We start from the raw sequence: 26,276 nt of genomic DNA, 5'->3' as shown, positions 1-26,276 counted from the left end.
TAACCCCCTTTATATCATTAAAAAGAAGAATAAAATGCACTTCGAATTTTTTTCAATCTCTTATCTTCAAATTCTTTTGCTTTTTCAAAATTATTCTTTGCTTCAATAATCAACTTTTCTTTAGTTATATTTTCAATAATATTAGCTAATTGATTACTATTTTTCTTTTTAAAAATCATATCTTGATTAATTAACTCAGGAATTCCACCAACATTTGATCCAATTACTGGACATCCTAAACTCATTGCTTCCACAACTGATCTAGGCAACCCTTCCTGTAGACTAGGTTGAACATAGATATCTATGTTTCTAAGTTCGATAAATACCTCGCTATGCGGCAAAGAACCTCTAAAAATGACATTGTTTTCAAGACCAAGCTTTTTAACAATTTTTTTTAATCTTGAATTATCACCATTACCTATTAAGTGGTATTCTATACAAATACCCTTATCCTTAAGTTTACGGATAGCTTCAAAAACATATTGATGACCTTTATACTTCATTCCTACATTAGCAACAGTAGCCAAAGTTATTTTTTTTTCATCTATTGATTTTACTTTATCTAATCGATCAGATAATAAGTTGGCATCAAGATTGTTGATAATGACATCCGAACAACCACATTCATTACCTTTAGTTGGATAACGTCTTTGCAAAAATTCTTTTGTAACATAAAGAACATTTGGAGCGTTATAAACTACTTTTTTTGTCGAAAAATACATTATTGGTGCAAGAATTTTACCAATAGGATTTGTATGATTTGTATATCCATCCCAAGGACACGCAACCAATTCTACAAGATAATCCTTTTTATACTTTTTACAAATCTCCGTTGCAAAAATTCCTAATACACTAGGCATACGTACAATAATTTTGTCTGAGTCCTTGATAACTTTAACTAATTCAGAAACAATTTCTTTTCTATTTCGAACTGCATCTGGTATATCCGTATAAGAACGAATAGGTCTTACAGTCACATTTTCTCCATTTACAATTTTATAACCAGCTGTATTACCTTTTGCTCTATCTCTTGACTCAACTCTTGTAGAAATGTCCATTGAATCAAACAAAGGTAGATAACGTGACTTAAAAAAATCATAATTTAAAGTCATACCATAAAAATTATTATCTTCTTCCACCAAGACTGTATCGAAAATAAAAGTTGCTTTCATAACTATTTTAACACTGCTTTCATTTTTTCTAAAACTTCATTTCTAATTTCAGGAATAACCTTATTCAATTGTTTCCTAATAAGCTCATTGTTTTTACTTTGTTTTTCAATAAGATTATTCAATTTTTCGCTAGTTACTTCATTCATCTCAATAACATAATCATCAAGGTTGACTGTATGCATTATTCCATTAGTCTTTTTCTCATAAGCAATTGCTATAGTAGGAACTTTCATACTTGTAGCAAAAATGTTAGAGTGCATGCGGGTACCAATAAAGTAATCAAAATTAGCAATCATTGCTTTAACTTGAACAGGTGAAATATCATCTCGAAGAACTAGAAATCTATCTTGATATTCCTTTCTCAAAAGAGATTTAATTTTTAAAGCAACTTCAGCATCATCTCCATGTTTTACAATCACTTGTGGAACAAATACAAATGATGCATTATTTTTTTTCACTTGTTCTTCAATAACATCACGAATTGCAAAAATGTAGTTACTCATAAGTTCAGTTGGATTACTGAAATTTGGAAAGTTCCACTCTCTAACAGTTAAACCATAAACAGGACCTTCATTTTTTTTCAAGTCTGAAATAGCTTCAAACTCTTCATTAATATCCTCTAACATGAAAGCCATATCGGGGATTAGCGTAAACTTATTTGATGGAATTAATGTTTTAAGATAGTCGAATGTAATCGTTTCACGAGCAAATATAAAGTCTAATTTTTTAAGCACACCATCTGTAAAGAATTTAACAATTCTATTTGTCATTGGTTCAATTGATGTCCCCATTAAGTACACCGGTTTATTAAACTTCGTATTCACATGCATTTGAAAAACATGCATTAAACTATCTAATTTTTTTCCACCTAAGAATCCCCCCCCACAAACAACAATTAAATCACTATCTGATAAACTTTTAAATGCTTCTTCTTTTAAAACTAATTTATTAAGGTTAATCTTCATCATTAAACTCAAATAAATAGTTCTTACAATCAATTTAACAATAGCAATCAATTTACCTATTTTAGTATGTTTATAAGGTCTAGGATTTAGTACATTACTATAGACATTTTTTATTACCGGATCTTTACAGTATCTTTTTTTATCTTCACTAGGTGTAAAAGATAAGATATCGATCTCAATATTTTTAGAACCATAAATTTGTTTCAGCGTATTTACAGTACCTAATAAAATACCAGCATCACCTTTATTATACCAAGTATAAGCATTCGTAATTGTTATTTTCTTTTTCATAATCTCTTCCATAATTCCAAATATTTCTTTTCAAGTTTTTCCGCTTCAGTACTAATTTCAAAGCCATGATTACGAACTTCACTTTCTGTATCTTTTCTAGTAAAGTTGAAAAAATCACTCATGATATTATTAGCCCACTCTAGGGGTGATAAATCTAATGATAAGAATTTTGTCGAATCTAATATTTTTGTTTCTTTTGTCATGTCATCTGAAAAGAAACACTGCAATCCAGATGCCTGTGATTCAACACCAACAACTGGAAGTCCTTCATAAAGGCTTGGTAACAAAAATATATCAAATGCTTGATATAAACGAAATGCATCCGAACGCTGACCAAGAAATACTACTTTATTTTCTAAACCTAGAACTTTTACCTTAGATTCTATTTCCTCTTTTAAGGGGCCTTCACCAACAAGAAGCAACAAAGAATTTTCATTCAGATTACAAATTTCATAAAAGATATCAATCAAAAAATCATGATTTTTTTGTTTAACAAAACGACCAATATGTCCAAATACTACTGTGTCATCATTTAAACTCAATTCATTTCTAATTTCATTTCTCAAAACAGGACTAAACTTAAATTTTTTTGCGTTGATAGCATTATTTAATAAGTAAACATTTCCTTTATCATAAGAATGATTTCCAAATAACCATCGACCAGCTAATTCAGAACAAGTCATATAATCAGTCGCAAACAATTTGGAAAATGGCCGCAAAAATTGTTTTAACAAATTTTTGCTTATTTCTTTTGAATTTGACGTACTATGAGAATGTGCAATTCTAATTGGAACACCAGCACATTTAGCAGCGTATAAACTAAAAACTGAAAGTGTATTGATATGAGAATGTACAATTCTATAATTGTGATCGTGGAGAATTCTTTTCAACTGTTTGTGATAGTTCAAAGCCTTACTGTATGAAGGAACGTAAAAAATTTTCCCTCCCATTGATAAAATTTCATCTGTAGGGATATTCCTAGAATCATCATCAAAAATAAAATCAAATTGAATTTTTTCATGATTTATATTTTTATAGTAATTCATAACAACAGCTTCGACGCCTCCGCCAACCCATTTCCCCATTATCATGGCAATTCTTATTTTATCATTCAAAAATTTTCTCCTAAATTTTTTAAAATCCTATTTACTTCCCTCTCGCTTCAGAACAACCCCAAATGTTTTAAAAATAATTTTAATATCCTGAGCGATTGACCAATTTTGAATATACTTCATATCCAATGCAACAACTTCTTCGAAATCTGTAATATCGCTACGTCCACTGACTTGCCAAAGACCGGTTATACCTGGCTTAGCTGCTAAACGTTTAAAGTGATGAATTTCATATTTTTTATATTCATCCAAAGTAGGTGGTCTTGTTCCAACTACAGACATATCACCTTTAAGAACATTGATAAATTGTGGTAATTCATCAATGGACCAGTCACGAATTTTCTGACCAAATGGGAAGATACGCGGATCATTATCCATTTTAAACATCAAGTTAGTATCTAAATCATTTTGAGCCAATAACTCTTTTTTACGCTCTTCAGCATCCGTGTACATTGACCGAAATTTATAGATATCAAAAACCTTACCATTCTTACCAACACGTTTTTGTTTAAAAATTAGTGGACCTGGAGATTGCTTTTTTACAATTGGAATAATAATTAAAGCAACTATACCAGTTAAAATTAAACCTAATAACGCAATAAAAATATCAATGATACGCTTTATAGCTATTTGACGAAATTGGACTATATTTATGGCTGTTGTCATAACCGTCAAATGTCCAACTTTTTTGACAACAGAATCTCCAACATAGTAGTCATCATAATTTCCAACATTGACACTAGTTGGAATACCTAAAAGTTTAAAATACTTAATTTCATCAATGTAATCAGCTTGTGCATCTAAATCAACAAAGATTTCATCCACTTCATTTTCGGCAATAAAATCTCGAATATCACAGTTATCCTTTAAGACTGGTTGTTCAACACCCAAAGTAGTTGTACGGCTTATGTAGCCTATTACATCATATTTTGATTCTTTTAACTGATTTGCTAATTCTTTAGTGCTAAAATTGGTTAAAAGGAGAGCCTTTTTTGATTCAGCTGGATGCTTCCTAAAATGATACTTAACAAGGCACCTGCCAGTGTAAACAAATATAATTGATAAAACTAAAAGTTCAAGTAAAAACCAATAAGGCATATTAGAAATATCGTTAATGAAACGATATTTCCCAAACATAAGAACTAGTGAAAAAAGAGAAAGTACCTTAATACCATAAAAAATCGATTTTCTCAATTCACTTAAATATCCTCTTTTTAGAACATCACTGTATTCATCTGTCATAATTCCAGCAACTACAATTAGAAGCCCGAATACACAAACAAAGAAACGACTCGATAAAAAAATAAAGTTATTTCCTGCAGCCAAAATGAAGTATGTAACAATAAGAAACAGCACATCGGATAATAAAAAGAATAGTTTCTCCTTTGAATCTTCACTATACATGTCAACCCTTTTCTAATTCACTTTTTACTTTTAACCTTTTTATTGGTTTTCCCGTAATCTCCATAAGCACCGTAGGCACCATAGGCGCCATAACTATCTACCATTTGATCAACCTTATTTAAGATTACACCTAAAAATTGTGTCCCACTTTGCTCTAACTGATCAACAGCTTTTTGAATAAAACGACGTTTTATACTTCCTACTTCAGTTACTAAAATACTTGCATCCGCATTATGAGCAATAATTGCTGCATCAATAACTAATCCAATTGGAGGAGTATCAACGATAATGTAGTCATACAATCCACGAATGGTTTCAATCATCTGATGAAAATTTTGATTTTGTAATAGAGATGTTGGATTAGGTGGAACCTGCCCTGCAGGAATAATCATCAGATTAGGAATGTCAGTATCACCAATAACATCAGATAATTCTGCATTACCAGATAGGAAACTTGTTAGTCCTTGATAACTACCATTTGCCTTAAAAGTACCAGTTAAAACTGAATTTCGAGTATCTGCATCGATTAGAAGAGTCCTGAACCCAGCATTAGCAAAAGAGACTGCTAAATTTACTGAAGTAGTTGACTTACCTTCGCCTGGTTGGAAAGAGGTTAAGGTCAAAACCTTCAAATCACGTCCACTGAATTGAATATTAGTACGAATAGAATTATAATATTCCTCAGTTTTATTAAAAATTTGAGCTTTAGCTCGTACAAGTTCAAATTGTGACATCTATCTCTTCTCCTTACATTTTTTCAGTATTTGGTACAACACCAAGTAAAGTTAATCCAAGAACTTCTTCTACGTCTTCTGCTCGCTTCACGCGATCATCTAGAATTTCAGTAAATAGCACTCCTATAATTGCTAAAAAAGCTCCTACTAAAGCTCCCAATAATAGGTTTCGCTTGGTATTTGGAGAAGATGGTTTTTCTGGAATCTGTGCTTCTTCTAATGTAGTAACATCTTGAACTTTAGTGACTTCTTTAATTTTTTCAGCTGCTACTTCTCGAACACGGTTTGTTAGTTGAGCTGCTTCTTCAGGATCTTTACTTTCTACTGAAATAGAAATGACACGTGTATCTGTCGGGATATTTACTGATATCATATTTGATAGTGCAGCAGTAGATAATGGTGATTCTTCTTTAGCGATAACTTTAGCCAAAACATCAGAAGACTTAATAATTTCTTGATAGTCTTTTACTAGATATGAACCCGCTTGCAAATCCTGAGTTGTAACACTCTCGCTACTCTGGCCAACAACATAAACACGAGTTGTTGCTGTGTATTCTGGCTCAATTAAAAAAATAGTAGCAATTAATGAAAGTGTCCCAACAAAGAGTGACATAAAAATTATCAAAAACTTTTTAGTCCAAAGTTTCTTCAAGAGATATACAACATCAATCTCATTGCTCGTATTTTCTTTTGTATTCATGTTTTCTCCTATAAATAGTTATTTTCTAATAATGTCTGTGGGTTATCTTTAAAGAGATCATGGGCACGCTTCTTGCCATAATCCTTAAAAATAATTTGATATGCATCTTTCATATATGGTTTTCGTTCATCTGTATTGTGCATATCACTAGCTACGCAGTGTACAATATTTTCTTCCAAAAAGTACCTAGCGCGCTTTTTAAAAACTTTGTATTTGTCACCGAAAAGTTTTGGTTTTAAAACATGAGCACTGTTTATTTGGGTATAACAGCCCATGTCAATTAATTCTTTTACACGCTCTTTATTAAATTCTAGGGCATTGTACCTCTCGATATGAGCGATAACAGGAGTTACGCCCTGCATAAGAACTTTACTGAGACCAGTATGAATTTCTTTCCATGGAGTATTCATACTAAATTCAACCAAGGCAAATCTTGTTCCATTCATTCGTGGAACAAGACCTTGATTCAACTTTTCTGGGATTTCATTTGTATAATAGAGCTCACCACCATAGTAAAGCGTTAAATCATCGTAACGTTTGCTTACTTCTTCTTTTAACATATTAAAGTTTATGAGAATTTTTTCTTCAGCTGTTTCAAACATGCCTTTACGACGGTGGGATGTAGCTACAATACTTCTAACACCTTGGGCGTAGCTTTCAGCAATGAGGTCCAAACTTTCTTCAATTGTATTTGGACCGTCATCAACATCAAAAATAATATGTGAATGAATATCAATCATGTCTAATTTCCTTCCATAATATTTTTGATAGCATGCGAAGCTGTAGAAACACTACTTTGATCTAACTGCATCATATAGAGACTTGCCGTAGGCATAGCATATGATGTCAATTGTCCAGTAGAGCCAGTTCCTGTTACTGCTTGCGAGGTCACTTCAAACTGACTTCCTGAAGACATCTGCGTATTAGCAAGAGACATAATCGCTTCTAATGGCATATTTGTTTGAATCGAAGATTGAATCCCATCTACGATACTAGTAATGTTTGACAAAGAGTTTATTGATGTCAACTTATTAATAATAGCTGCAATTACTTTAGCTTGATTTTTTCCACGATCATTATCCCCACCTTGAAGGGAATAACGTTCCCTAACAAAGGCTAAGGCAGCTTCACCACTACCTAATGTAACATTTCCTACTTCGAAAGTATAATTCTTATTTGTATAGGCGGTAAAAGCTTGGTCATTATAAACTTCCACACCACCTAGCAAGTCAATAAGAGTCAAGAATGATGTGAAATTGATTCGAGCGTAGTAATCAATATCAATACCATAAAGATTTTCAAGCGTTTGTTCTGATGTTTCAACACCATAAATTCCAGCATGTGTTAGCTTATCATATTGATTAGCTCCGCCATTTGGAATTTGAACATAAGAGTCACGTGGTGTTGTTGTTAAGAGAATTTTATGTGTGTTCATATTAACAGTCATGATGATATTTACATCTGAACGTGAAACTGTCGAAATTGACCCGTAAGTATCAATACCACTGATATAAATATTGAAGATATTACTATCAGCTGGTTTAGCTTCATTGTTAACTTGTTTAGTTACTGTATAAGTATAAATAGTCTTCAAAGTTGATTCATAATCTGGGTAAGACAATTCCAACAAGCTTGAATAGGCACTATTAAGTACCATAGCCTGAGATTTGTTAGCCATTAGGTTTTCATATGATTCCTGATATGAAGCTGTTTTTTCAGTAGTTAATTCAAGACCTTTATCCGTTCTGATTTGATTAATAAGGCTTGAAATGTTGCTCCCATCAGCATCTGTCGGTGCTTGAAGACTAGTGAGCTCACTAACATCTGAGATAGAACTGTCAACTGGGACAACTACACTCATTTGTGTTTCTGAATAAGAAGCTGTCTCGTTCAACTTAGCCGTTACATTGACTGTTGAAGTAAATCCATAAAGCATCAATGATGATACTAATGTAAAGAGAATCAAAATTAAGCTAGTAAGAATCTTTGCTTTCTTCAAAACAATTAAAAGGGTTGCTAATAGGAAAACGACAATAACTACTGCTGTGTAAATAAGATTGAGATTTCGAAAAGCTAGGAAATTATACCGATACATCTGATAGATTGCGATGCCACTAAGAATAGTAAAGAGTGCTAGCAATGCTCCGTTTACAATTCTCCACGTTCCTAAACCACTTTTTGTTTGTTTTCGACTTCTAGATCTACTTGCCATATCAGGCTCCATTTCTTAATTTTTTCTTAAATATGTTATTAATATAACATTTTCACAATTTTTTTTCAAATCCGTAAAGGTTCAAACAATTTACTAATTATTAAAGAATTAATAGAAAACCTTACTACACCAGCGTTGACAACGCTTTCTGTAGAGGTGACGACTATTGTTACATTTTAGTAACACATTTCATATAAAGGGTTTTCTCAGCACTTTACTTGAAAAGCTTGCCACTTTTAGTTTTTTGAGCTAAACTAAGGTTATGAGAATTCAACAGTTACATTACATTATTAAAATAGTAGAAACTGGCAGCATGAATGAGGCTGCTAAACAACTTTTTATCACACAACCTAGCCTCTCAAATGCCGTTCGCGATTTAGAACGTGAGATGGGAATCGATATCTTTATTCGTAATCCAAAGGGGATTACTCTCACTAAAGATGGTGTCGAATTTCTATCATATGCTCGTCAAGTTGTCGAACAAACAGCACTTTTAGAGGAACGCTACAAGAGCAAGAATAACAGTCGCGAACTTTTCAGTGTGTCAGCTCAGCACTATGCCTTCGTTGTTAATGCTTTTGTTTCCTTATTAAAAGGGACAGATATGTCACAATATGAACTCTTTTTGCGTGAGACAAGAACCTATGAAATTATCGATGACGTCAAAAACTTCAGGTCAGAAATCGGTGTGCTCTTTCTTAATAGCTACAACCGTGATGTCCTGACAAAAATGTTCGATGACAACCATCTAACTTACACAAGCCTCTTCCGCACGCGCCCCCACATCTTCGTCAGCAAAAAAAATCCGCTAGCTAATCGTGATATAGTGACACTTGAAGATTTGGAAGATTTCCCTTACCTCAGTTATGACCAAGGGATTCACAACTCCTTCTATTTCTCAGAAGAAATCATGTCTCAAGTTCCCCATAAAAAATCAATCGTCGTCAGTGACCGCGCCACCCTCTTCAATCTCCTGATTGGACTAGATGGTTATACCATCGCAACCGGAATTTTGAACAGCAACTTGAATGGCGATGATATCGTTTCAATCCCACTTGATGTTGAAGATATGATTGACATCGTCTACATTCGCCACGAGAAGGCTAACCTCTCTAAAATGGGAGAACGTTTCATCGACTATCTCTTAGATGAAGTCAAATTCGACGCTAAGCATTAATATAGAAGAAAAGTCTTTAACTTGTTTTACAAGTTGGGACTTTTTTATACCATTTCACAAAACTAGCGAGACAAGCCTTCTTTTATAATCTCATTCACTTGATCATAATAAAATGTCTTCCTATTATAGTTGATACCAGAGTACTGGGCTAACTGGATAATTTTATTTAGAAAGGTTTGAGATGAGAAATTAGTTGTCCGATGCAACTCTTCTTCGTCAAAGGGCTTAATGAGATGAGCTAAAGGATTTCGAACCGATTTTTCAAAATTTCTGAGTTCCACTGCCAATTTTTTGATACTTTTAGGCAACCTTGTAAACTGTAGGAGCTCAACTAAGCTTTTTGAAGTGACTTTACCTTCACGTTTTACCTTTAGGTATTTTTCAAATATTGGATAATTGCTTTGCTTCATTTTCATGAAGAACCAGGTATCATATTGTTCGTTCTTTGTATCATGAATAAAAGATTTGATATCAGGAATCTCATCTTTCAAAAGACGGAAAAAGAGACGATAGAGAATTGGGCTGACTGCCCTGACAAAATCAATGATATCTCCATTTTTGACTTTAGCTTCTAAGTCCATGATGTAATTGGCCAAAAGCTCCTCTTCCCATGAATTTGAAATCAGTGAGAAACCATACATTTCCTTGATTTCATGATTTTCTGCTTCATGTTCAAAGACAAAATCAATATTTAGTTCTCTGCGCTCTTTCAACATTTCCAGAAGATAACGTGACTGCTCTGGAAAATCTGGCATATGCTCTGCTATTTTCCAGGCGTGATTATAAGCATAGACATCCAAAAGGATGCCTATGTGCTTATATGAATCTTTCATTAGTCAGCAATCAATGTTTCAAGACCGACAGTCATCATGTCAGTAAAGGTTGTTTGACGCTCTTCTGCTGTCGTGTCCTCTTCTGGGTGAACAAGACTGTCAGAGATAGTCATGATTCCAAGCGCTTGAACATGGTGCTGAGCAGCAAGATAGTAAAGTGCAGCTGCTTCCATTTCGATAGCTTTAACACCAAGTGTTCCCAATTTCATATTACGTTCTGGCATGTTTGAATAGAAAACATCTGATGACAAGACGCTTCCAACGTGTGTTGTCATGCCTAAGTCTTGGGCAATATGAAAAGCAGTGTCCAAAAGTTTGAAATCTGCAATTTGTGGGAAATCATACTCTGGAAAATCATTTCGGATGATATTAGAGTTGGTTGCCGCTGCTTGAGCAAGAACCAATTCACGTACGTGAACATCTGGATCAATAGAACCTGCAGTTCCAACACGGATGAGTTTTTTCACTCCGTAGTCAACAATAAGCTCACGCGCATAGATAGAGATAGATGGCATCCCCATACCAGTTCCCATTACAGAAACACGGTGGCCTTTGTATGTACCAGTGTATCCAAGCATACCACGGATGTTATTAAAACATACCGCATCTTCAAGGAAGTTTTCAGCAATAAATTTTGCACGCAAAGGATCTCCCGGAAGAAGAATTTTGTCAGCGATTTCGCCTTGCTTAGCTTCAATATGAATACTCATAATAATGATACAGAGGGCGTTAAAGAGACAAAGCAAAAATAGGAAATCTGATGACGACGCTTGCGTCTAAGAAGATTTATCTTTTTTGCACAGTCTCTAGCCCGAGTTCAAATCTGAAAACTCGGCCCTCCAGCCTTTCTTTTAATTTATAGTGTTTGAAAGGAGCTTTCCGACCGTATTCAGTTTCCTAAATACGGTGACCTTACCTTTCTTTTTATTTTATTATTCGAAAGTCAGAGGTCTCTAGCCCGAGTTCAAATCTGAAAACTCAACCCTCTAGCCTTTCTTTTGTTTTTTCTTTTTTTCTTTTGACAATTCCCTTAACTAGCGTGGGGTGCCAGCGACTTCCTTCGGAATTCCATGGCTAAATTGAGAGCCAGAGTCTCTCAATTTCCCTGCCGGATAAGTTCACTTATCTGGCTATCGCTACGACGGAAACTGTCGGTTAGGGCGACTGCGTCGCCAATAGCGGTCTTCGACCGCTTGATAAGCTGACGCTTTACAAATCTTTTATTCTTGGATACTATCATTCCTATACTTCATCATAGGGAGCAATAGGTCTTGCAAAATGATTGAGCATAAAATCATAAACAATATAAAAGGTTAGTAAATAGTCAAGTTGCTTATTTCATATTACAATTCAGCCAAAATAGCTTTAATTAGTCCTTTGAAGTCCTCTTTGATGCGTTGTGTGACTTCTACTACTTCTTCGTGGTTGAGTTCTTCTTGGAAGCCAGCTGCGTGGTTAGTGATAGCTGAGATTCCAAGTACTTTAAGGCCTGAGTGGGCTGCCACGATAACTTCTGGCACTGTTGACATGCCAACTGCATCAGCTCCTAGTGTCTTGAAGGCGCGGATTTCTGCTGGTGTTTCGTAAGTTGGTCCTGATACTCCAATGTAAACACCGTCGTCCAATTTGATTCCTGATTTTTCAGCTACTTGATGAGCAATTTGACGGTATTCTGGTGTGTAGGCTTTAGACATGTCTGGGAAGCGTGGTCCGAAATCATCCAAGTTTGGACCGATTAATGGATTGGTTCCTGTCATATTGATGTGATCAGTAATGGCCATAAGGGTGCCTGGACCGTAGCCAATTCCTCCAGCTGCGTTAGTTACGATAACACCTTCACAACCAAGTGCTTTCATGACACGAACCGGGAATGTCACGACTTCCATAGGATTTCCTTCATAGTAGTGGAAACGACCTTGAAGGGCAAGGACTTTGTGTCCGCCAAGATTTCCGTATACTAATTTGCCAGCATGTCCTGCTACTGTTGACACGCCCCAGTGTGGAATGTCTTTGTAGTCAACAGTGATAGAATCTGTGATTTCTTCAGCTAATTCTCCCAAGCCAGATCCTAGAATTAATCCAAATTCTGGTTGGTCGCAACCGCGCCATTTTAGGAAGTGGCGAGCTTCTTCAATTTTTTCAAGTAATGTTAATTCTTCAGTCATAGTTTTTTCCTTATTTGACGAAATTTCGTTTGTATTTTAGATGGCTTTCTATATTTGACTCTGCATCTTTCTCATCCCATAGTTGCAACTCCCAAGGATAATAAAAATTAGAGGCATTTTTAAAATAGATATGAATCCCTACATATCCTCTACATCCCTAAGATACCAATTTTTTAGTCCGTATTGCTCTTTCCAGTCATCTAATTTCGATATAATCAAAGCGATATCGTCTGAATTGAGAATCATTCGTGCTCCAAAAATATCATTCAAGATATTATTGACAGGGTACTTTGTTTGTCTCGCTTGATAGCGTTCAATTTTGTCTAAAATAGACTCTCCTGTTTTTACGCGGTAATAGAAATTAATATCCTTGACATCTGCACGGTAAAGATAGTCATTAATGGACTCATGCAAATTCAGGCGATAGGAGAGAATATGTTCTTTTGGGACTCTAAGGATTGGCAGAGCTAGGTTATTGGTGCTGATTTTGTCAGGATTGAAATAGTCTTCGAAAAATTTAGTGTGCAACTAATTGATTTCACTAATTAAGCACTCAACTTTTTCAACTTCTTGAGACATAAATCCTCCTATCTGCTCTGCTATTTCCATGAAAACCTTAAATCAAGTGCTTGAGGAAGCTCTCTCCAATCATGGCTGTATCAACACCAAAGTTTTCAGCGATGGTTGCTGAGATGTCGGCAAAGTGTCCTTGTGGGATGACACCATTGCCAGTCAAGGCTGGGCTGTAAGCAAGGAGTGGAATGTACTCACGTGTGTGGTCTGTTCCTGCGTATGTTGGGTCATTTCCGTGGTCAGCCGTGATGAGGAGAAGGTCATCTTCTTTCATAGCAGCCATGATTTCTGGAAGGCGCTCGTCAAATTCATGGAGGCAGTCGCGGTAACCGTGGGCGTTACGACGGTGGCCATAAAGGGCATCGAAATCAACAAGGTTAGTAAATGAGAAACCTTTTGTGAACTCTGGCAAGCCCATCGTTTTAATCAAAGTATCCATACCATGGCTGTTTGATTTGTTGTGGCCCATGTCGTTGGTAATCCCTGAACCATTAAAGATGTCATTGATTTTACCAACACCATAAGTTGGTACACCAGCGTCAGCCAATTTATTAAGAACAGTGTCTTCGAATGGTGACACGGCAAGGTCACGACGGTTAGCTGTACGCGTGAAGTTGCCTGGCTCACCGACATAAGGGCGGGCGATGATACGTCCCAAAAGGGCTGGACGGTCTAGGGTAATGCTGCGCGCATATTCGCAGATTTTATAGAGTTCATCAAGAGGAATGATGTCCTCGTGAGCTGCGATTTGAAGAACTGGGTCAGCTGATGTGTAGATAATCAACTCGCCAGTTTCCATTTGACGGGGACCAAAGTCATCGATGACGGCTGTTCCAGAATAAGGTTTGTTAGCTTCACGAATAACTTTGCGACCTGAAAACTCTTCGATTTTAGTCAAAATTTCTTCTGGGAAGCCATTCCAGAATGTATCAAATGGTTCAGTAATGTTAAGTCCCATGATTTCCCAGTGACCTGTCATAGTATCCTTACCAAGTGAGACTTCTTCGAGTTTTGTCACATATCCCGTTGGGTTAGCTTCTGCTGGAACTGTTTTTAGTGGCGTTTCGCGTGGAATATTTCCAAGACCGATTTTTGCCATATTTGGAACATTAAGTCCAACTGTTTTAGAAATATGACCCAATGTGTCAGATGCGCCATCTGGTACGCCAGCATTGACAAAGTTATTGGCATCTGGAGCAGCTCCAATACCAACTGAATCAAGCACAACTAAGTGAATACGATTAAATTTAGACATTTTTTATCCTTCTAAGGGTGGTTACGGTTAGCACCCAAAACCTATAAAAAATTTATTTTGCTTCTAGGATTTTAACACCATCTTTTCCAGCAACAATGACTTTATTAACCATGCCGTTGAAAAGACCGTGTTCTACAATCCCTGTCATAGCCTTTAGTTCATTTCCGAAAGTAACAGGATTTTCAATAACACCAAGATCCAAGTCAATGATGTAGTTTTTCATATCAGTGACAAAACGAACACCATCTTTTTCTCTAAATGATGGTTTGTATCCTTTAGCTTCAAATTGGCGGAAGATGCGTTCAGCACCATACTGAACCACTTCAACTGGCAATTTAAAGGCTCCTAGTTTTTCAACCATCTTAGATTCATCAACAACCCAGATATATTCCTTTGTTGGCGTTGCAACAATTTTTTCCATAAGAAGGGCTCCGCCGCCACCTTTAATACCATTGAAGGCTGTATCAACTTCGTCAGCACCATCAACTGTGACATCGATGACATCAATATCATCAACAGATTTCAAAGGAATACCGAGTGATTCAGCTTGTGCTGTTGTTTGACTTGACGTTGTAACACCAACGACTTCAAGGCCTTCTTCATTGACACGACGACCAATTTCTTCAACAAAATAATAAGCCGTTGAACCAGTCCCGAGTCCAACAATCATGCCGTCTTTGACATATTGCGCAGCTGTCACACCAGCGATTTTTTTGAGTTCTTCCATGATTACCTCCAGAAATTTGAGATATACTCTCTAATTAACTATTATACCATGACTTGTTCGGATTTTGGAAACAATTTCTGTAGAGTAGAGCCAAGATAGATCAACAGGTTTTAGCACCTTCAGTTTTGGATACATTTACTAACTTTGCTTGAATTAAAGGTTTGATTGCTTGGTCAATTTAGGTTACAATACAGGTATGATTAAAAATCGTCAATTGATTTTATTTGTATGGATTTCATTCATGCCTTTATTCAATTGATATCAATTTATACAAGGAAAACATTATGATTACCAAAGAATTTGATACCATTACTGCTATTTCTACGCCTCTTGGTGAGGGGGCTATCGGGATTGTCAGGATTTCTGGTTCTGATGCGCTAGCTATTGCCCAAAAAATCTTCAAGGGTAAGGATTTGACCCAAGTAGCATCTCATACCCTCAATTATGGCCACATCCTCGATGCTGAAAAGGATGAGATTTTGGATGAGGTTATGGTGGGCGTTATGCGTGCGCCTAAGACTTTCACGCGCGAGGACATCATTGAAATCAATACCCACGGTGGGGTTGCTGTAACCAACGAGATTCTGCAACTGATTTTGCGCCAAGGCGCAAGAATGGCAGAGCCTGGTGAGTTCACTAAGCGTGCCTTTCTCAATGGTCGTGTGGACTTGACTCAGGCCGAAGCTGTCATGGACATCATCCGTGCCAAAACTGATAAGGCCATGAATATTGCAGTTAAACAACTTGATGGTTCTCTCAAAGACCTTATCGATAACACCCGTCAAGAAATCCTCAACACTTTAGCACAAGTTGAAGTTAACATCGACTATCCTGAATACGATGACGTTGAGGAAATGACCACTGCTCTCATGCGTGAGAAAACTGAAGAGTTCCAGACCCTTTTGGAAAATTTGCTGCGCACCGCAAAACGGGGCAAAATCCTTCGTGAAGGACTTTCAACTGCAATCATCGGTCGTCCAAACGTTGGTAAATCAAGCCTTCTCAACAATCTCTTGCGTGAAGATAAAGCCATTGTTACTGATATTGCAGGGACGACCCGTGACGTTATTGAAGAATATGTCAACATCAAGGGTGTACCATTGAAATTGGTTGATACCGCTGGTATCCGTGAAACTGACGACGTTGTAGAAAAAATTGGTGTTGAACGCTCCAAAAAAGCACTTAATGAAGCTGATTTGGTTCTTCTTGTTCTTAACGCCTCTGAACCATTGACTGAGCAAGACCGTACTCTGCTTGAATTGAGCAAGGACAGCAACCGTATCATCCTCCTCAACAAAACAGATTTACCTGAACAAATCAAGGCCCATGAATTGCCTGCCGATGTCATCCGAATTTCTGTTCTTGAAAACCAAAACATTGATCAAATTGAAGACCGCATCAACCAACTCTTCTTTGATAATGCTGGAATCGTTGAACAAGATGCTACTTACCTTTCAAATGCCCGCCATATTTCTCTGATTGAAAAAGCGGTGCAGAGTTTGCAGGCTGTTAACGAAGGACTTGAATTGGGCATGCCAGTTGATCTGCTCCAAGTTGATATGACCCGTACATGGGAAATCCTTGGTGAAATCACCGGGGATGCTGCCCCTGATGAACTAATTACACAACTCTTTAGCCAATTCTGTCTTGGTAAATAAAATAAAGCCACTAGTTTTTGCTAGTGGTTTTACTGTAATACTCAAATAAAATCAGATGAGGAAGTTAGGCGAAGGCTATACTGGTCTATGGCAAGTCGAAGCTGATACTCTTCGAAAATCAAAATGATAGATCCTTAAGCCTTCTTACCTACCCTTAGGTATATCTGCGTCGGCTTGCTCCTCAAATTTTGATTTTCATTGAGTATGACAATGTATCGTTTTGATTATAAAGGAGTATAAACCAAAAAAAAGAAACTCAGCTCTTCCGTCCAATTATATTGTGAACGAGAGATGGAGTTTCTTTTTTTATAAATTATTTTAGTCCAAGTGCTTCTACAACTGTTTTTCCGAGTAAGCCAGCTGATTGTGGATTTTGACCTGTCATCAAGCGACCGTCAACGCGTACAACTGGTGAAAAAGCTGCTTCTTTCTCATAATTTGCACCTTTGTCTTTGAGAACATCTTCTGTCAAATATGGTACGATGTCAGTTGTACCATTCATATCTTCTTCTTCATTGGTGAAACCTGTGACAGTCTTTCCTGCAATCAAAGCTCTGCCATTTTCATCCATAATAGGAAGAAGGCCGACAACACCATGACAAACTGCCGAAATAATTCCGCCATTTTGATAGATGTCAGACGCAATCTTAGCGAGCTCTGCATTTTCAGGAAAATCCCACATAGTTCCATGTCCACCAGTATAGTAGATAAAATCATAGTCTGATGAATTGATTTCTTCAGGCTTTTTGGTATTTGCAAGGGCTTTTGAAACAAAATCGCGATTATTATAGTAATGCAAATCCGTTTCATTTAGGAAGCTCATGCTGTGCGGATCAAGGGGTACATAGCCTCCCAGTGGGCTAACAAAGTCAACCTCTACACCAGCTTTGTCCATGTGTTCATAGAAATGTGTTAATTCTCCCAACCAAAGTCCAGTTGGGCGGTTTGATGGGCTATATTTTTCAACGTTTGTTAATACAATTAGTGCTTTTGTCATGAATCGCTCCTTATTTAAAACTTGTCACTTCTGAAGCATCAAGACGAACAGATGGGTAGCCTGCATCTTTTGCTTTTCCGATAGCCAAGATAATAACAGGAATATAGCGTTCAGGATCAAGACCAAAAGCCTGTGCCAACTGATCTTTTTCAAAACCACCGATTGGATTGGTGTCATAACCGTGTGCACGCGCAACCAACATCAATTGCATAGCAGCTAGGCTAGCATCAATGTGAACGATGTCATTCATAACTTCTTTTGGTGAATTATCATACATTGGAACAATAGTTGCCAATTGCTGCTCTTTTACTTCCTCCGGCATCTTGCCTTCAGCAACAGCTTTACCATAGATTTCTTCAGCACGTTCTTGGCTCTTCATATCTCCAAAAACTAGCACCATGGCTGATGATGTCTCATTTTGCAAAGTATTGAAACGGATAAGTGGTTTCAAAATTGCTTTAGCTTCATCGCTCTCTGCGATGACAAAACGCCAAGGCTGCATGTTAACTGATGATGGTGCTTTAACAGCTTCATCAATCATTTCTAACATTTCTTCGTGTGAAATTTTTACAGATGTATCAAATGAACGGACTGAACGGCGCCCAAAAGTGAGCTCTGAAAAATTATTTGTTACTTGTGTCATTTAGACTTCCTCCAAAACAAAAACACAGCATTCAACTGTGTTTTTAAATAATGGAGTAATTATATTACAGTAGGAAACGGAATGCAACTATTTGAACTGAAAGTTCGTCTTTAATCATTTTTTAATAATCTGCTTGATCAATTTCTGCAAATCAGGTACCACTTGATCCATGAACCAAGGATTTTTGACCTGCCATACATTATTGCGTGGTGAAGGATGGACCAGAGGAAAGAAATCTGGTAGATAATCCTTATAATTCTGAACAGTTTCAGTTAATTTGGCTGACTTTTTTTGTTTTAGATAATAATGCTGCGCATAGTTTCCGATAAGTAAAGTCAACTCGATGTCTGGTGCAAGGGCCAGCACCCTCTCATGCCACTTTGCCGCAAATCCAGGACGTGGAGGCAAGTCACCTGATTTCCCAGCTCCCGGAAAATAAAAGTCCATGGGAACCACCGCAAAAAGACCTGACTCATAAAAGGTTTCACGATCAACGCCCATCCACTTACGTAAATTGTCACCACTAGGATCATTCCAGTAGAGCTTAGATTCCTGAGCTCGAATGCCTGAAGCCTGACCAACTATGTTAATACGGGCAGTACTAGGAACTGTGAAGAGAGGTTCGATGCCTTGCTTTGTGTAAGAAGCATTCTCTTCATCTGCCATAATATCAGTTATGATTGATTGCAGTGTGTCCATAAGTTCTCCTTTTTGATTGAAAGCCTAGCTGTAGTCGAAAAGACAGGTTGCCCTGCCTTCTCATCTTATTATTTAATCAATTCATAGATAGCTTCTGCGTAAATGGCAGCTGCGCGGTAGAGGTCTTCGACTTCTGCAAATTCGTTTGCTTGGTGCATGGTGTTGACATAACCTGGGAACATAGCTCCGTAGGCAACGCCACGTTTAAGCAAGCGTCCGAAAGTCCCGCCACCGATGATTTGTTCATGACCTTTGAGACCTGTTTGTTTTTCATAAACAGACAAGAGTGTGGCTACCAATGGATCATCAACTGGAACGTAGTGTGGTGTGTGTTCATGTTCAGAAAGCGTCACTTTTGTGATGCCTTCTAACTTCTCAAGACCAGCTTTGATGGTCTGTGCATCTGTACCTTGTGGGTAACGGAAATTAAGGGCGATGGTGCTATCATCTGATTCTTTATCAAAGCTGAAGACACCAGCGTTCATGCTGAGGGCACCCATTTTATCATCTGTGTAGGCTACACCTAATTTTTCTGCCGCAAAGTCTTGATGAAGGACATTTCCTGTGATATCAAGGTAGGCTTTAGCAGCTCCTTCGAAGGCAAACTGATTGAGGAATTTAGCCAAGTAAGTTGCCCCGTTGACACCTGCTTCTGGTGTTGAACCGTGAGCTGACTTACCGATAAGAGTGAGCTTGAATACGCCATTTTCTTCTGTCAATTCAGCTGTCACGCCCTGCTCTTGAGTGAATGCATTCAGGTTTTCTTGTAGGTCTGCTAGTGCTGCATCTGCTGTGAAGGCTGCGGTTGCTGATTCTGGTACCATGTTCTCACGCAGTCCGCCAGCAAAACTAAGCAAGGTGAAAGCTCCGCTATTATCACCGGCAAAATGGAGGTATTCAGTGATGTTACCTTTTTCACCGTTGATGATTGGGAACTCAGCGTCAGGTGAGAAGCCAAAGTCAGGGTCTTTGAGGCCGTTGTGGGCAAAGTAGTAGTCCATATCGCCCCAGCCCGATTCTTCGTCAGTTCCCACGATAAAGCGAACTTTTTTAGAGATTGGGAGACCAAGGTCTTTAATGATTTTTAGGGCATAGTAACAAGCCATTGTTGGGCCTTTGTCATCTGAAGAGCCACGCGCAAAGAGTTTGCCGTCTTTGATAACTGGCTCGTAAGGGTTTGTATCCCAGCCGCTACCTGCAGGAACAACGTCCAAGTGTGCGAAGATTCCGAGAACTTCATCGCCTTGGCCAAACTCAAAGTCACCGGCATAATTATCAATATTACGTGTTTTGTAACCATCGCGCTCTGCCATTGCCAAGAAGTGTTCCAAGGCTTTAACTGGACCAGGTCCAAATGGATGCTTGTCATCTGCTTGTGAATCGTCGCGTTCTGAGTTGATGCGAAGCAGACTAAACAAGTCTTCCATCATGGCTTCTTTACGTTTTTCGACTTCTACTTTGAAATCAATTGTCATTTTTCTCTTTTTTCTCCTTCTGTGTTTCGTTAAGATAGAATCCAAGTGCAAATACTATAAATATCACGACTGTGTAGATAAGAGTGCGCAGCCAAATACTTTCAACTAAATAGCTATTAACGAGGGTGCTTATGATACTTGCACTTAATGGTGCTATAAAATATAATGCTATCATTTTTCCTGTCACTTCTTGATTAGACCACATTTTTTTCCACATAGTATTCTTTACCTTTCTATCCTAACATCTATTATATTACATACTCGACAAAAATCAAAACTAGACAAGGTCAACTTTAGTTTAAGAGAATGGCTTTAACATACTCTTAAGTTAACACAATGGTCTAGCTTTTTTATTTTTTTAAAAAATTAACGGCGTTCAATGATTTCGTCAACTGGTATACGGTAACTTGGTTCTGGTTTAAGGTCGCTATAACCAACAGTAATCAAGAGTTCTGGGCGGAAGCGTTTATCGATTCCGAGAATATCATTTGTCGTTGATTTATCAAACCCAAGAATCATATTTGAGGCAATGCCTTGGTCAGTAAGCGCAAGAACCAAGTTCATGGCAACAATCCCTACATTAAGCGAGAGATACTCTCCTTTTTGTTTTTCATCAAAAGTTGAGAAACGAGCTGGCAAGGTTTCCATAAAGTAGCCAATCATGTCATCTGGCAAACTCTTACGTCCAATACGAGCGATTTTACGTGAGCGAAGAGCAAGGTCAGTATCAGTGAAAAGAGCAATAACGTATTGTGCCTGTTCAACCTGATCCTTGTTAATAGGAGGTAAGCCAGCAGCTAGCTCAGCTTTTTTCTCCTCAACAACCACAAATTTCCAGGGCTGGATATTATTAGCACTCGGAGCAAGGGTGGCAATTTCAATGGCTGTACGCACATCTTTAAAATCCACTTCTTTGTCATTAAAGCTCTTGATAGCATGACGTTTTTTATTGAGTTCTAGAAATTTCATAGCAAAACTTCCTTTTCTAATATATATTTGTTCCTCTATTCTATCACTTTTTGAAAGAGTTTTCATCACTTTTCCCTATTTTATTTTGGGAAATAGCAGAGCTTTTCAGAAAGGTCAATAGATCCTTTTAAAGCCATTATATATTAAAGCCAAATTCCAGAAGCCATAATCAAACCTTTAGCAATCTCATTATTTCTCAGTTCATTTTTCATGAAATGATTGAGAGAATCGTAGAAAGCTCGCACTGGTTGTGATAAACCTTTTTTATCTTGCAAATATTTAAGTGAGAGGCGCTGTAAATCACGCACTAAGCGATAGGCTGTGCGGGAAAAATCACGTTTATTTTCCATTTCTTGTTTGAATGCAATAAAAGCGCACGCTCCTCATCCTTGATATCAGGATTGAGTAAGAGATTGTAACAGTCGATCATCACCGCATCGACTTTAGCTTGAAAGTCAGCTTTTTTCATACTAGCACTCCTTGATTTTTTGTACCACAATATTAGCACAAAAAATTCCGAAAAACAAGAAAAAACCCGATTGGGTTTTTTGGATTATTATCAATGAAAATTAATAAAGACACGGCGATTAGGCCTATATTAAAAGTAATAATAAGTGTCACTTCTCCTTATACTTTTTTGTGTGTCCACTTCCGATAGGCAAGATAAAGTGGTGTGGCAGTTATGGCTAAAAGATTACTAAATAATACTGGATAAAACCAAGAGCTAGTTTTATAGGTAACAGTCAGTGTATTTGTCCCAATAGCTTGTTTCACCCTTGGTGTTCCAATGGCTGTTAAACTATAATCTTTGCTAGTCAAGGGTTCGCCATTTAAGGTCAATTGCGTATCAGCATACTTAGCGATTGGAATGTTTATTCTAGATTGTGTGTCAGACGTCCAAGTCAAGGTCAGACTTCCATCATCTTGTGATTTTTGGAAGTTGTCTGTTGTCGCAATGACAAATTGTTCATAGAGATTATATTTGTTTTCTTTATTATTTTTTTCTGCGGGTAAATAGTCAGGTGTTGATTTTGCTATTAAATCCAATAATTCATGTTTATCTGAACTTTGGAAAGCCGCTCTGATCTCTTCAGCATTTCCCCAAGTATCTTGATGTTTTTGCTGTTTTATTGGAGTCTTTGAAAAATAGATTTGAATTTTATCATTTTGCAGTTTGTAACTGTGCGCGAGGCTAATAAACGTTAAGGCAAGAAGGACGAGGTTAACAGTAGGTGACCACTTGACATCAAAATAACGTTCCAAAATCAAAGCAAAAGCTAGCAATAAGAGGATAGTAGCCGGGATGAAGAACCTGAATGGAAACTGAATTAGGTTCACCAAACCTAGATTGAGTTTATTGATAGAATACCAAGGAAAAATACTGCTGGATAGGACTAAAAATAGGAAAAAGGAGCCGATCACTGTTTTCAAAAAGTCATCAAAATGTCGCCAGTGACGAAAGGCAAAATAGAGGATATAGAGAACCAAAGCAAGCAAAGGCAATGGCGTCAAAAGCCACTCTATGCTTCTTTGATTGACAGTCATGATGTAGAGTTTTGAATTGACAAAGGGCTCAACCAGATTGTTCTTGCTTCCTACTGCTATCAGCGCAGCCCAGATGTTGCTAGACAATAGTAGAGAAAGAAGGGCAGCTGCCAATCCTTTTAAAAGCACCGCTATTTTTTCCTGGGACTTGAAAAAGCCGTAAAGATAAAATGGCAGGTAGAGGCAAATGAGGAAGAAGGCACTGAGCATGTGGACTTGGACCATGAGGGCGACGGAAATGGCTAGGCGTGGGATGCTGATGCGCTTGTCCTTGACAAAGTCGATGGCTGGGATGAGGCACCAGGGCATGAAGGCTGCGCCCCAGCTGGAGAAGCCTTGTCGCAAGGTCCAATATTGGATGGAAAAGGTGGTTATGTAAAGGAGGGCGATGGGCAGACTAATTTTCTTTCTAACTCCAGCTCTACGCAAGAGGCTATACATGGAGAAACCTGCCATGCTGCCCAGTAAAAAGCGGGAAATGAGCTGGTAGCTAAACCAATTTTTGCTGATGAGAACCAAAAGTCCCTGAAAATAGGCAAAATAGGGGCCATAGAGGGCATTAACAATGCGACCAGAACTGTTGAAACCATAGAGGGAAATAAAATAGGAAAAATTCCCAGTCTTAATCTGCATAGCTGTTTCATAGAAACGATTATAGTGAAAAAGAAAATCACTGCCTGCAATAACCCCTTTTGTGATGATTTGAGGGAGGATTAGTAAAAATGAAAAGATAAGAATGGTAATGACAGGGAGTCCTTTCATGTTACCCAACCAACTTTTTGTCTTTTGATAGATAGATTTCAAGTGTCTTCCTCCAAGTTTTTTTGTCATCTTAACACTTTTATTAGACTATTGCAAATAAATTACAGAAAATGAGCTATTATTACTCTCTTATCCGAATCCCTAGATAAATTCAAAAAAATACTGCATAGATTCTAAAAACTAATCTACACAGTATTATTTTCATAACCTGATTGACTGAGGAAGGCTAATGCTTTGAAGTTGATGCATCTGTTTTCTCCTCCTGATTCAAAGTTTGTTGGATAGTCTCCGCCACATTTCTTGGGATGCCACAGTTGACAATATCATCGATGCTGGCTTTTTGGATATTTGGCAAGCTCTTGAAATGTTTCATCAGTAATTGCTTGCGCTTTGGTCCAAGTCCTGAGATGCCGTCTAGTTTAGAACTGAAGCTGTTTTTAGAGCGTAGCTGGCGGTGGAAGGTAATAGCAAAGCGGTGAACTTCGTCTTGGATGCGGTGGAGGAGGAAGAATTCTTCAGAGTTTCGAGGCAATTCCACTACTTCTAGTGGATCTCCGAAAAGCAATTCATGGGTTTGGTGCTTGTCGTTTTTCTGCAAGCCAGCGATAGGAATGTCCATGCCTAGCTTATTTTCGATGACATCACGGGCCACATTGACCTGACCTTGTCCACCATCAATAATAATGAGATCTGGCGGTGTCAATCCATCCTTGAGCACTCGGCTGTAGCGGCGATAGATGACTTCTCGCATGCTGGCGTAATCATCAGGGCCGACAACGGTTTTGATTTTGAATTTACGGTAGTCTTTCTTGCTAGGTTTACCATCAACAAAGACAACCATGGCAGAAACGGGACTGGTGCCTTGGATATTGGAGTTATCAAAGGCCTCAATGCGGACAGGTTTTGGAATATTGAGCAAATCACCCAGATTCTCAATGGCACCATGCGTTTTCTTGATGTCTTTCTCCAAAAGGTCAAATTTTTGTTGCAGGCTGACGCGGGCATTTTTTGTGGCCAGATTGACCAACTGCTTCTTCTCTCCGCGCTGAGGTTTGATGACTTTAGTGTTGACCATGGCCTTAACCAAATCTTCATCAATGTCCTTGGGAATAAAGATTTCTTTGGGAATAAAATGCTTGCTGTCGCGGTAAAATTGACCGATGAAGGTTAGGAAATCTTCCTCAGGGTCATTGTAATAAGGGAACATATTGACGTCGCGTTGAATGAGTTTCCCTTGACGAACAAAGAAAACCTGGACACACATCCAGCCCTTATCTACATAATAGCCAAAGATATCTCGGTCCATCATGTCCTGATTCATCACACGTTGCTTGGTCCTCAGAAGGCTAACGGCTTCAATGAGATCACGGTATTCAGCTGCTCGCTCAAATTCCATGACTTCCGATGCCTTCATCATCTTATCGCGCAGCTCATTGACAATCTTATCGTCCTTACCGTTGAGGAAGTTCTTGACATCCTCGGTCAGACCAGCCCAATAGTCCTGGTCAGTCTTGCAAATGGTGTGGGCGTTACACTGGCCGAGATGGTAGTAAAAACAGACCTTATTTGCAGGGTTGGTACACTTTTTGAAGGGAAAAAGGCGGTCCAACAAGCGCTTGATTTCTGTCGCAGCACCGGAGTCTGGGTAGGGACCAAAATAGAGGCCACCGTCCTTTTTGACCTGACGAGTGATGAGGAGACGTGGATAGATTTCCTTGGTAATCTTGATGAAAGGGTAGGACTTGTCATCCTTGAGCTTGATGTTGTACTTGGGCATGTTCTCCTGAATCAAATTGATTTCAAGGAGCAGGGCTTCTGTGTTTGAGCCCGTCACGATGTACTCAAAGTCCTCGATTTCTGACACCAAAAGCTCAGTCTTGGTATTATGGCTTCCGTGGAAATAGCTGCGCACCCGATTTTTCAAGTTCTTGGCCTTGCCGACATAGATAATGGTGCCATTTTTATCCTTGTGAATGTAGCAGCCAGGACTGTCTGGCAGCAACTCCAACTTATGTTTAATCAGTTCGTTCATAACTTTCATTATAACAAAAAGCAACAGAGATTTCTGAAAAAGACTATTGAAGAATTCGTTTTTAAACAAGAAAAACTTGGAAGACTTATTGTTGCTCCGAAAGTCATTCCAAGTTTGAATAATTGTAATAAATCAGCAATCTGCCTTAAATGATGAAATAGTTTTCACTTGATTTT

General features: G+C 37.8%; 25 protein-coding genes and 1 pseudogene. 2 read left to right on the top strand and 24 right to left on the bottom strand.

The features are described from left to right. Positions 1-17: 17 nt before the first annotated feature. Genes F601_RS0111430 through cpsA form a run of 8 tightly spaced genes read right to left on the bottom strand, consistent with a single transcriptional unit; the run spans position 18 to position 8,590 of the window. The gene (locus F601_RS0111430) at positions 18-1,172 is read right to left on the bottom strand and encodes a glycosyltransferase (protein WP_018165818.1); all 1,155 of its coding nucleotides are present in this window, start codon (positions 1,170-1,172) and stop codon (positions 18-20) included. 2 nt (positions 1,173-1,174) lie between these two features. Continuing rightward, a complete protein-coding gene (locus F601_RS0111425; RefSeq protein WP_081600879.1) occupies positions 1,175-2,440 on the bottom strand; it encodes a polysaccharide pyruvyl transferase family protein in 1,266 nt (421 codons plus the stop codon). After that, positions 2,425-3,543 (bottom strand): glycosyltransferase family 1 protein, encoded by a 1,119-nt coding sequence (locus F601_RS0111420; RefSeq protein ID WP_018165816.1) that lies wholly within the window; start codon positions 3,541-3,543, stop codon positions 2,425-2,427. Before F601_RS0111420 ends, F601_RS0111425 begins: the two co-directional genes overlap by 16 nt. Positions 3,544-3,570: 27 nt before the next feature. Then, positions 3,571-4,944 carry a sugar transferase gene (locus F601_RS0111415; RefSeq protein ID WP_018165815.1) on the bottom strand — a complete coding sequence of 458 codons (1,374 nt, stop codon included), beginning with the start codon at positions 4,942-4,944 and terminating at the stop codon, positions 3,571-3,573. A gap of 17 nt (positions 4,945-4,961) precedes the next feature. Then, a complete protein-coding gene (locus F601_RS0111410; protein WP_018165814.1) occupies positions 4,962-5,678 on the bottom strand; it encodes a tyrosine-protein kinase in 717 nt (238 codons plus the stop codon). A 13-nt stretch (positions 5,679-5,691) separates the two neighbouring features. After that, positions 5,692-6,378, bottom strand: coding sequence for a Wzz/FepE/Etk N-terminal domain-containing protein (locus tag F601_RS0111405; protein ID WP_018165813.1), 687 nt, complete (start codon positions 6,376-6,378; stop codon positions 5,692-5,694). Between the two features lie 8 nt (positions 6,379-6,386). Continuing rightward, complete coding sequence (gene cps4B, locus F601_RS0111400) at positions 6,387-7,118, bottom strand: capsular polysaccharide biosynthesis protein Cps4B (protein WP_018165812.1); 732 nt, start codon at positions 7,116-7,118, stop codon at positions 6,387-6,389. Between the two features lie 2 nt (positions 7,119-7,120). Beyond that, positions 7,121-8,590 (bottom strand): LCP family glycopolymer transferase CpsA, encoded by a 1,470-nt coding sequence (gene cpsA, locus F601_RS0111395; RefSeq protein WP_026183211.1) that lies wholly within the window; start codon positions 8,588-8,590, stop codon positions 7,121-7,123. A 262-nt stretch (positions 8,591-8,852) separates the two neighbouring features. Here cpsA and F601_RS0111390 point away from each other — a divergent pair, with 262 nt between their 5' ends. Continuing rightward, positions 8,853-9,767 carry a LysR family transcriptional regulator gene (locus F601_RS0111390; RefSeq protein ID WP_026183210.1) on the top strand — a complete coding sequence of 305 codons (915 nt, stop codon included), beginning with the start codon at positions 8,853-8,855 and terminating at the stop codon, positions 9,765-9,767. A 62-nt stretch (positions 9,768-9,829) separates the two neighbouring features. Here the strand turns inward: F601_RS0111390 and F601_RS0111385 are convergent, their stop codons facing one another. The 6 genes and pseudogenes from F601_RS0111385 to rpiA form a co-directional block, all read right to left on the bottom strand. Further along, on the bottom strand, positions 9,830-10,600 hold the full coding sequence (locus F601_RS0111385) for a hypothetical protein (RefSeq protein WP_018165809.1): 771 nt from the start codon (positions 10,598-10,600) through the stop codon (positions 9,830-9,832). Beyond that, positions 10,600-11,310, bottom strand: a complete 711-nt coding sequence (gene deoD, locus F601_RS0111380; RefSeq protein ID WP_018165808.1) for a purine-nucleoside phosphorylase — start codon at positions 11,308-11,310, stop codon at positions 10,600-10,602. The genes F601_RS0111385 and deoD overlap by 1 nt, the downstream gene beginning before the upstream one ends. Before the next feature lie 633 nt (positions 11,311-11,943). Then, positions 11,944-12,765: a purine-nucleoside phosphorylase gene (locus F601_RS0111375; protein WP_018165807.1), complete on the bottom strand. Its 822-nt coding sequence runs from the start codon at positions 12,763-12,765 to the stop codon at positions 11,944-11,946. A 10-nt stretch (positions 12,766-12,775) separates the two neighbouring features. Further along, positions 12,776-13,293: pseudogene (locus F601_RS12600) on the bottom strand (nucleotidyltransferase family protein). An 88-nt stretch (positions 13,294-13,381) separates the two neighbouring features. Then, positions 13,382-14,593 carry a phosphopentomutase gene (locus tag F601_RS0111365; RefSeq protein WP_018165805.1) on the bottom strand — a complete coding sequence of 404 codons (1,212 nt, stop codon included), beginning with the start codon at positions 14,591-14,593 and terminating at the stop codon, positions 13,382-13,384. A gap of 52 nt (positions 14,594-14,645) precedes the next feature. Further along, positions 14,646-15,320, bottom strand: coding sequence for a ribose-5-phosphate isomerase RpiA (gene rpiA, locus F601_RS0111360; RefSeq protein WP_018165804.1), 675 nt, complete (start codon positions 15,318-15,320; stop codon positions 14,646-14,648). A gap of 284 nt (positions 15,321-15,604) precedes the next feature. Here rpiA and mnmE point away from each other — a divergent pair, with 284 nt between their 5' ends. Then, positions 15,605-16,978: a tRNA uridine-5-carboxymethylaminomethyl(34) synthesis GTPase MnmE gene (mnmE, locus tag F601_RS0111355; RefSeq protein ID WP_018165803.1), complete on the top strand. Its 1,374-nt coding sequence runs from the start codon at positions 15,605-15,607 to the stop codon at positions 16,976-16,978. Positions 16,979-17,291: 313 nt separating this feature from the next. Here the strand turns inward: mnmE and F601_RS0111350 are convergent, their stop codons facing one another. The 10 genes from F601_RS0111350 to uvrC all read right to left on the bottom strand — a co-directional run bounded on the left by F601_RS0111350 (position 17,292) and on the right by uvrC (position 26,100). Further along, complete coding sequence (locus tag F601_RS0111350) at positions 17,292-17,975, bottom strand: type 1 glutamine amidotransferase domain-containing protein (RefSeq protein ID WP_018165802.1); 684 nt, start codon at positions 17,973-17,975, stop codon at positions 17,292-17,294. 10 nt (positions 17,976-17,985) lie between these two features. Further along, positions 17,986-18,618: a nitroreductase family protein gene (locus F601_RS0111345; protein WP_018165801.1), complete on the bottom strand. Its 633-nt coding sequence runs from the start codon at positions 18,616-18,618 to the stop codon at positions 17,986-17,988. A gap of 114 nt (positions 18,619-18,732) precedes the next feature. Then, entirely contained in the window at positions 18,733-19,317 is a 585-nt protein-coding gene (locus F601_RS0111340; RefSeq protein WP_018165800.1) for a uracil-DNA glycosylase family protein, read from the bottom strand. A gap of 68 nt (positions 19,318-19,385) precedes the next feature. Then, entirely contained in the window at positions 19,386-20,792 is a 1,407-nt protein-coding gene (gene pepV, locus F601_RS0111335; RefSeq protein ID WP_018165799.1) for a dipeptidase PepV, read from the bottom strand. Beyond that, complete coding sequence (locus tag F601_RS0111330; protein ID WP_162138192.1) at positions 20,782-20,997, bottom strand: hypothetical protein; 216 nt, start codon at positions 20,995-20,997, stop codon at positions 20,782-20,784. Before F601_RS0111330 ends, pepV begins: the two co-directional genes overlap by 11 nt. A gap of 161 nt (positions 20,998-21,158) precedes the next feature. Beyond that, positions 21,159-21,761, bottom strand: coding sequence for a nitroreductase family protein (locus tag F601_RS0111325; protein WP_018165797.1), 603 nt, complete (start codon positions 21,759-21,761; stop codon positions 21,159-21,161). Positions 21,762-21,904: 143 nt separating this feature from the next. Continuing rightward, complete coding sequence (locus F601_RS13580; RefSeq protein ID WP_018165796.1) at positions 21,905-22,111, bottom strand: hypothetical protein; 207 nt, start codon at positions 22,109-22,111, stop codon at positions 21,905-21,907. Next, entirely contained in the window at positions 22,069-22,230 is a 162-nt protein-coding gene (locus F601_RS13575; RefSeq protein WP_248678630.1) for a hypothetical protein, read from the bottom strand. Before F601_RS13575 ends, F601_RS13580 begins: the two co-directional genes overlap by 43 nt. Before the next feature lie 158 nt (positions 22,231-22,388). Continuing rightward, positions 22,389-24,068, bottom strand: coding sequence for a hypothetical protein (locus F601_RS0111315; protein WP_040833607.1), 1,680 nt, complete (start codon positions 24,066-24,068; stop codon positions 22,389-22,391). A gap of 226 nt (positions 24,069-24,294) precedes the next feature. Next, positions 24,295-26,100, bottom strand: coding sequence for an excinuclease ABC subunit UvrC (uvrC, locus tag F601_RS0111310; RefSeq protein ID WP_026183207.1), 1,806 nt, complete (start codon positions 26,098-26,100; stop codon positions 24,295-24,297). Positions 26,101-26,276 lie beyond the last annotated feature (176 nt).

The sequence above is a fragment of the Streptococcus henryi DSM 19005 genome (genome assembly GCF_000376985.1).
GTDB classification, from domain to species: Bacteria; Bacillota; Bacilli; order Lactobacillales; family Streptococcaceae; genus Streptococcus; species Streptococcus henryi.
This window is presented reverse-complemented; position numbering and strand designations above follow the sequence as displayed.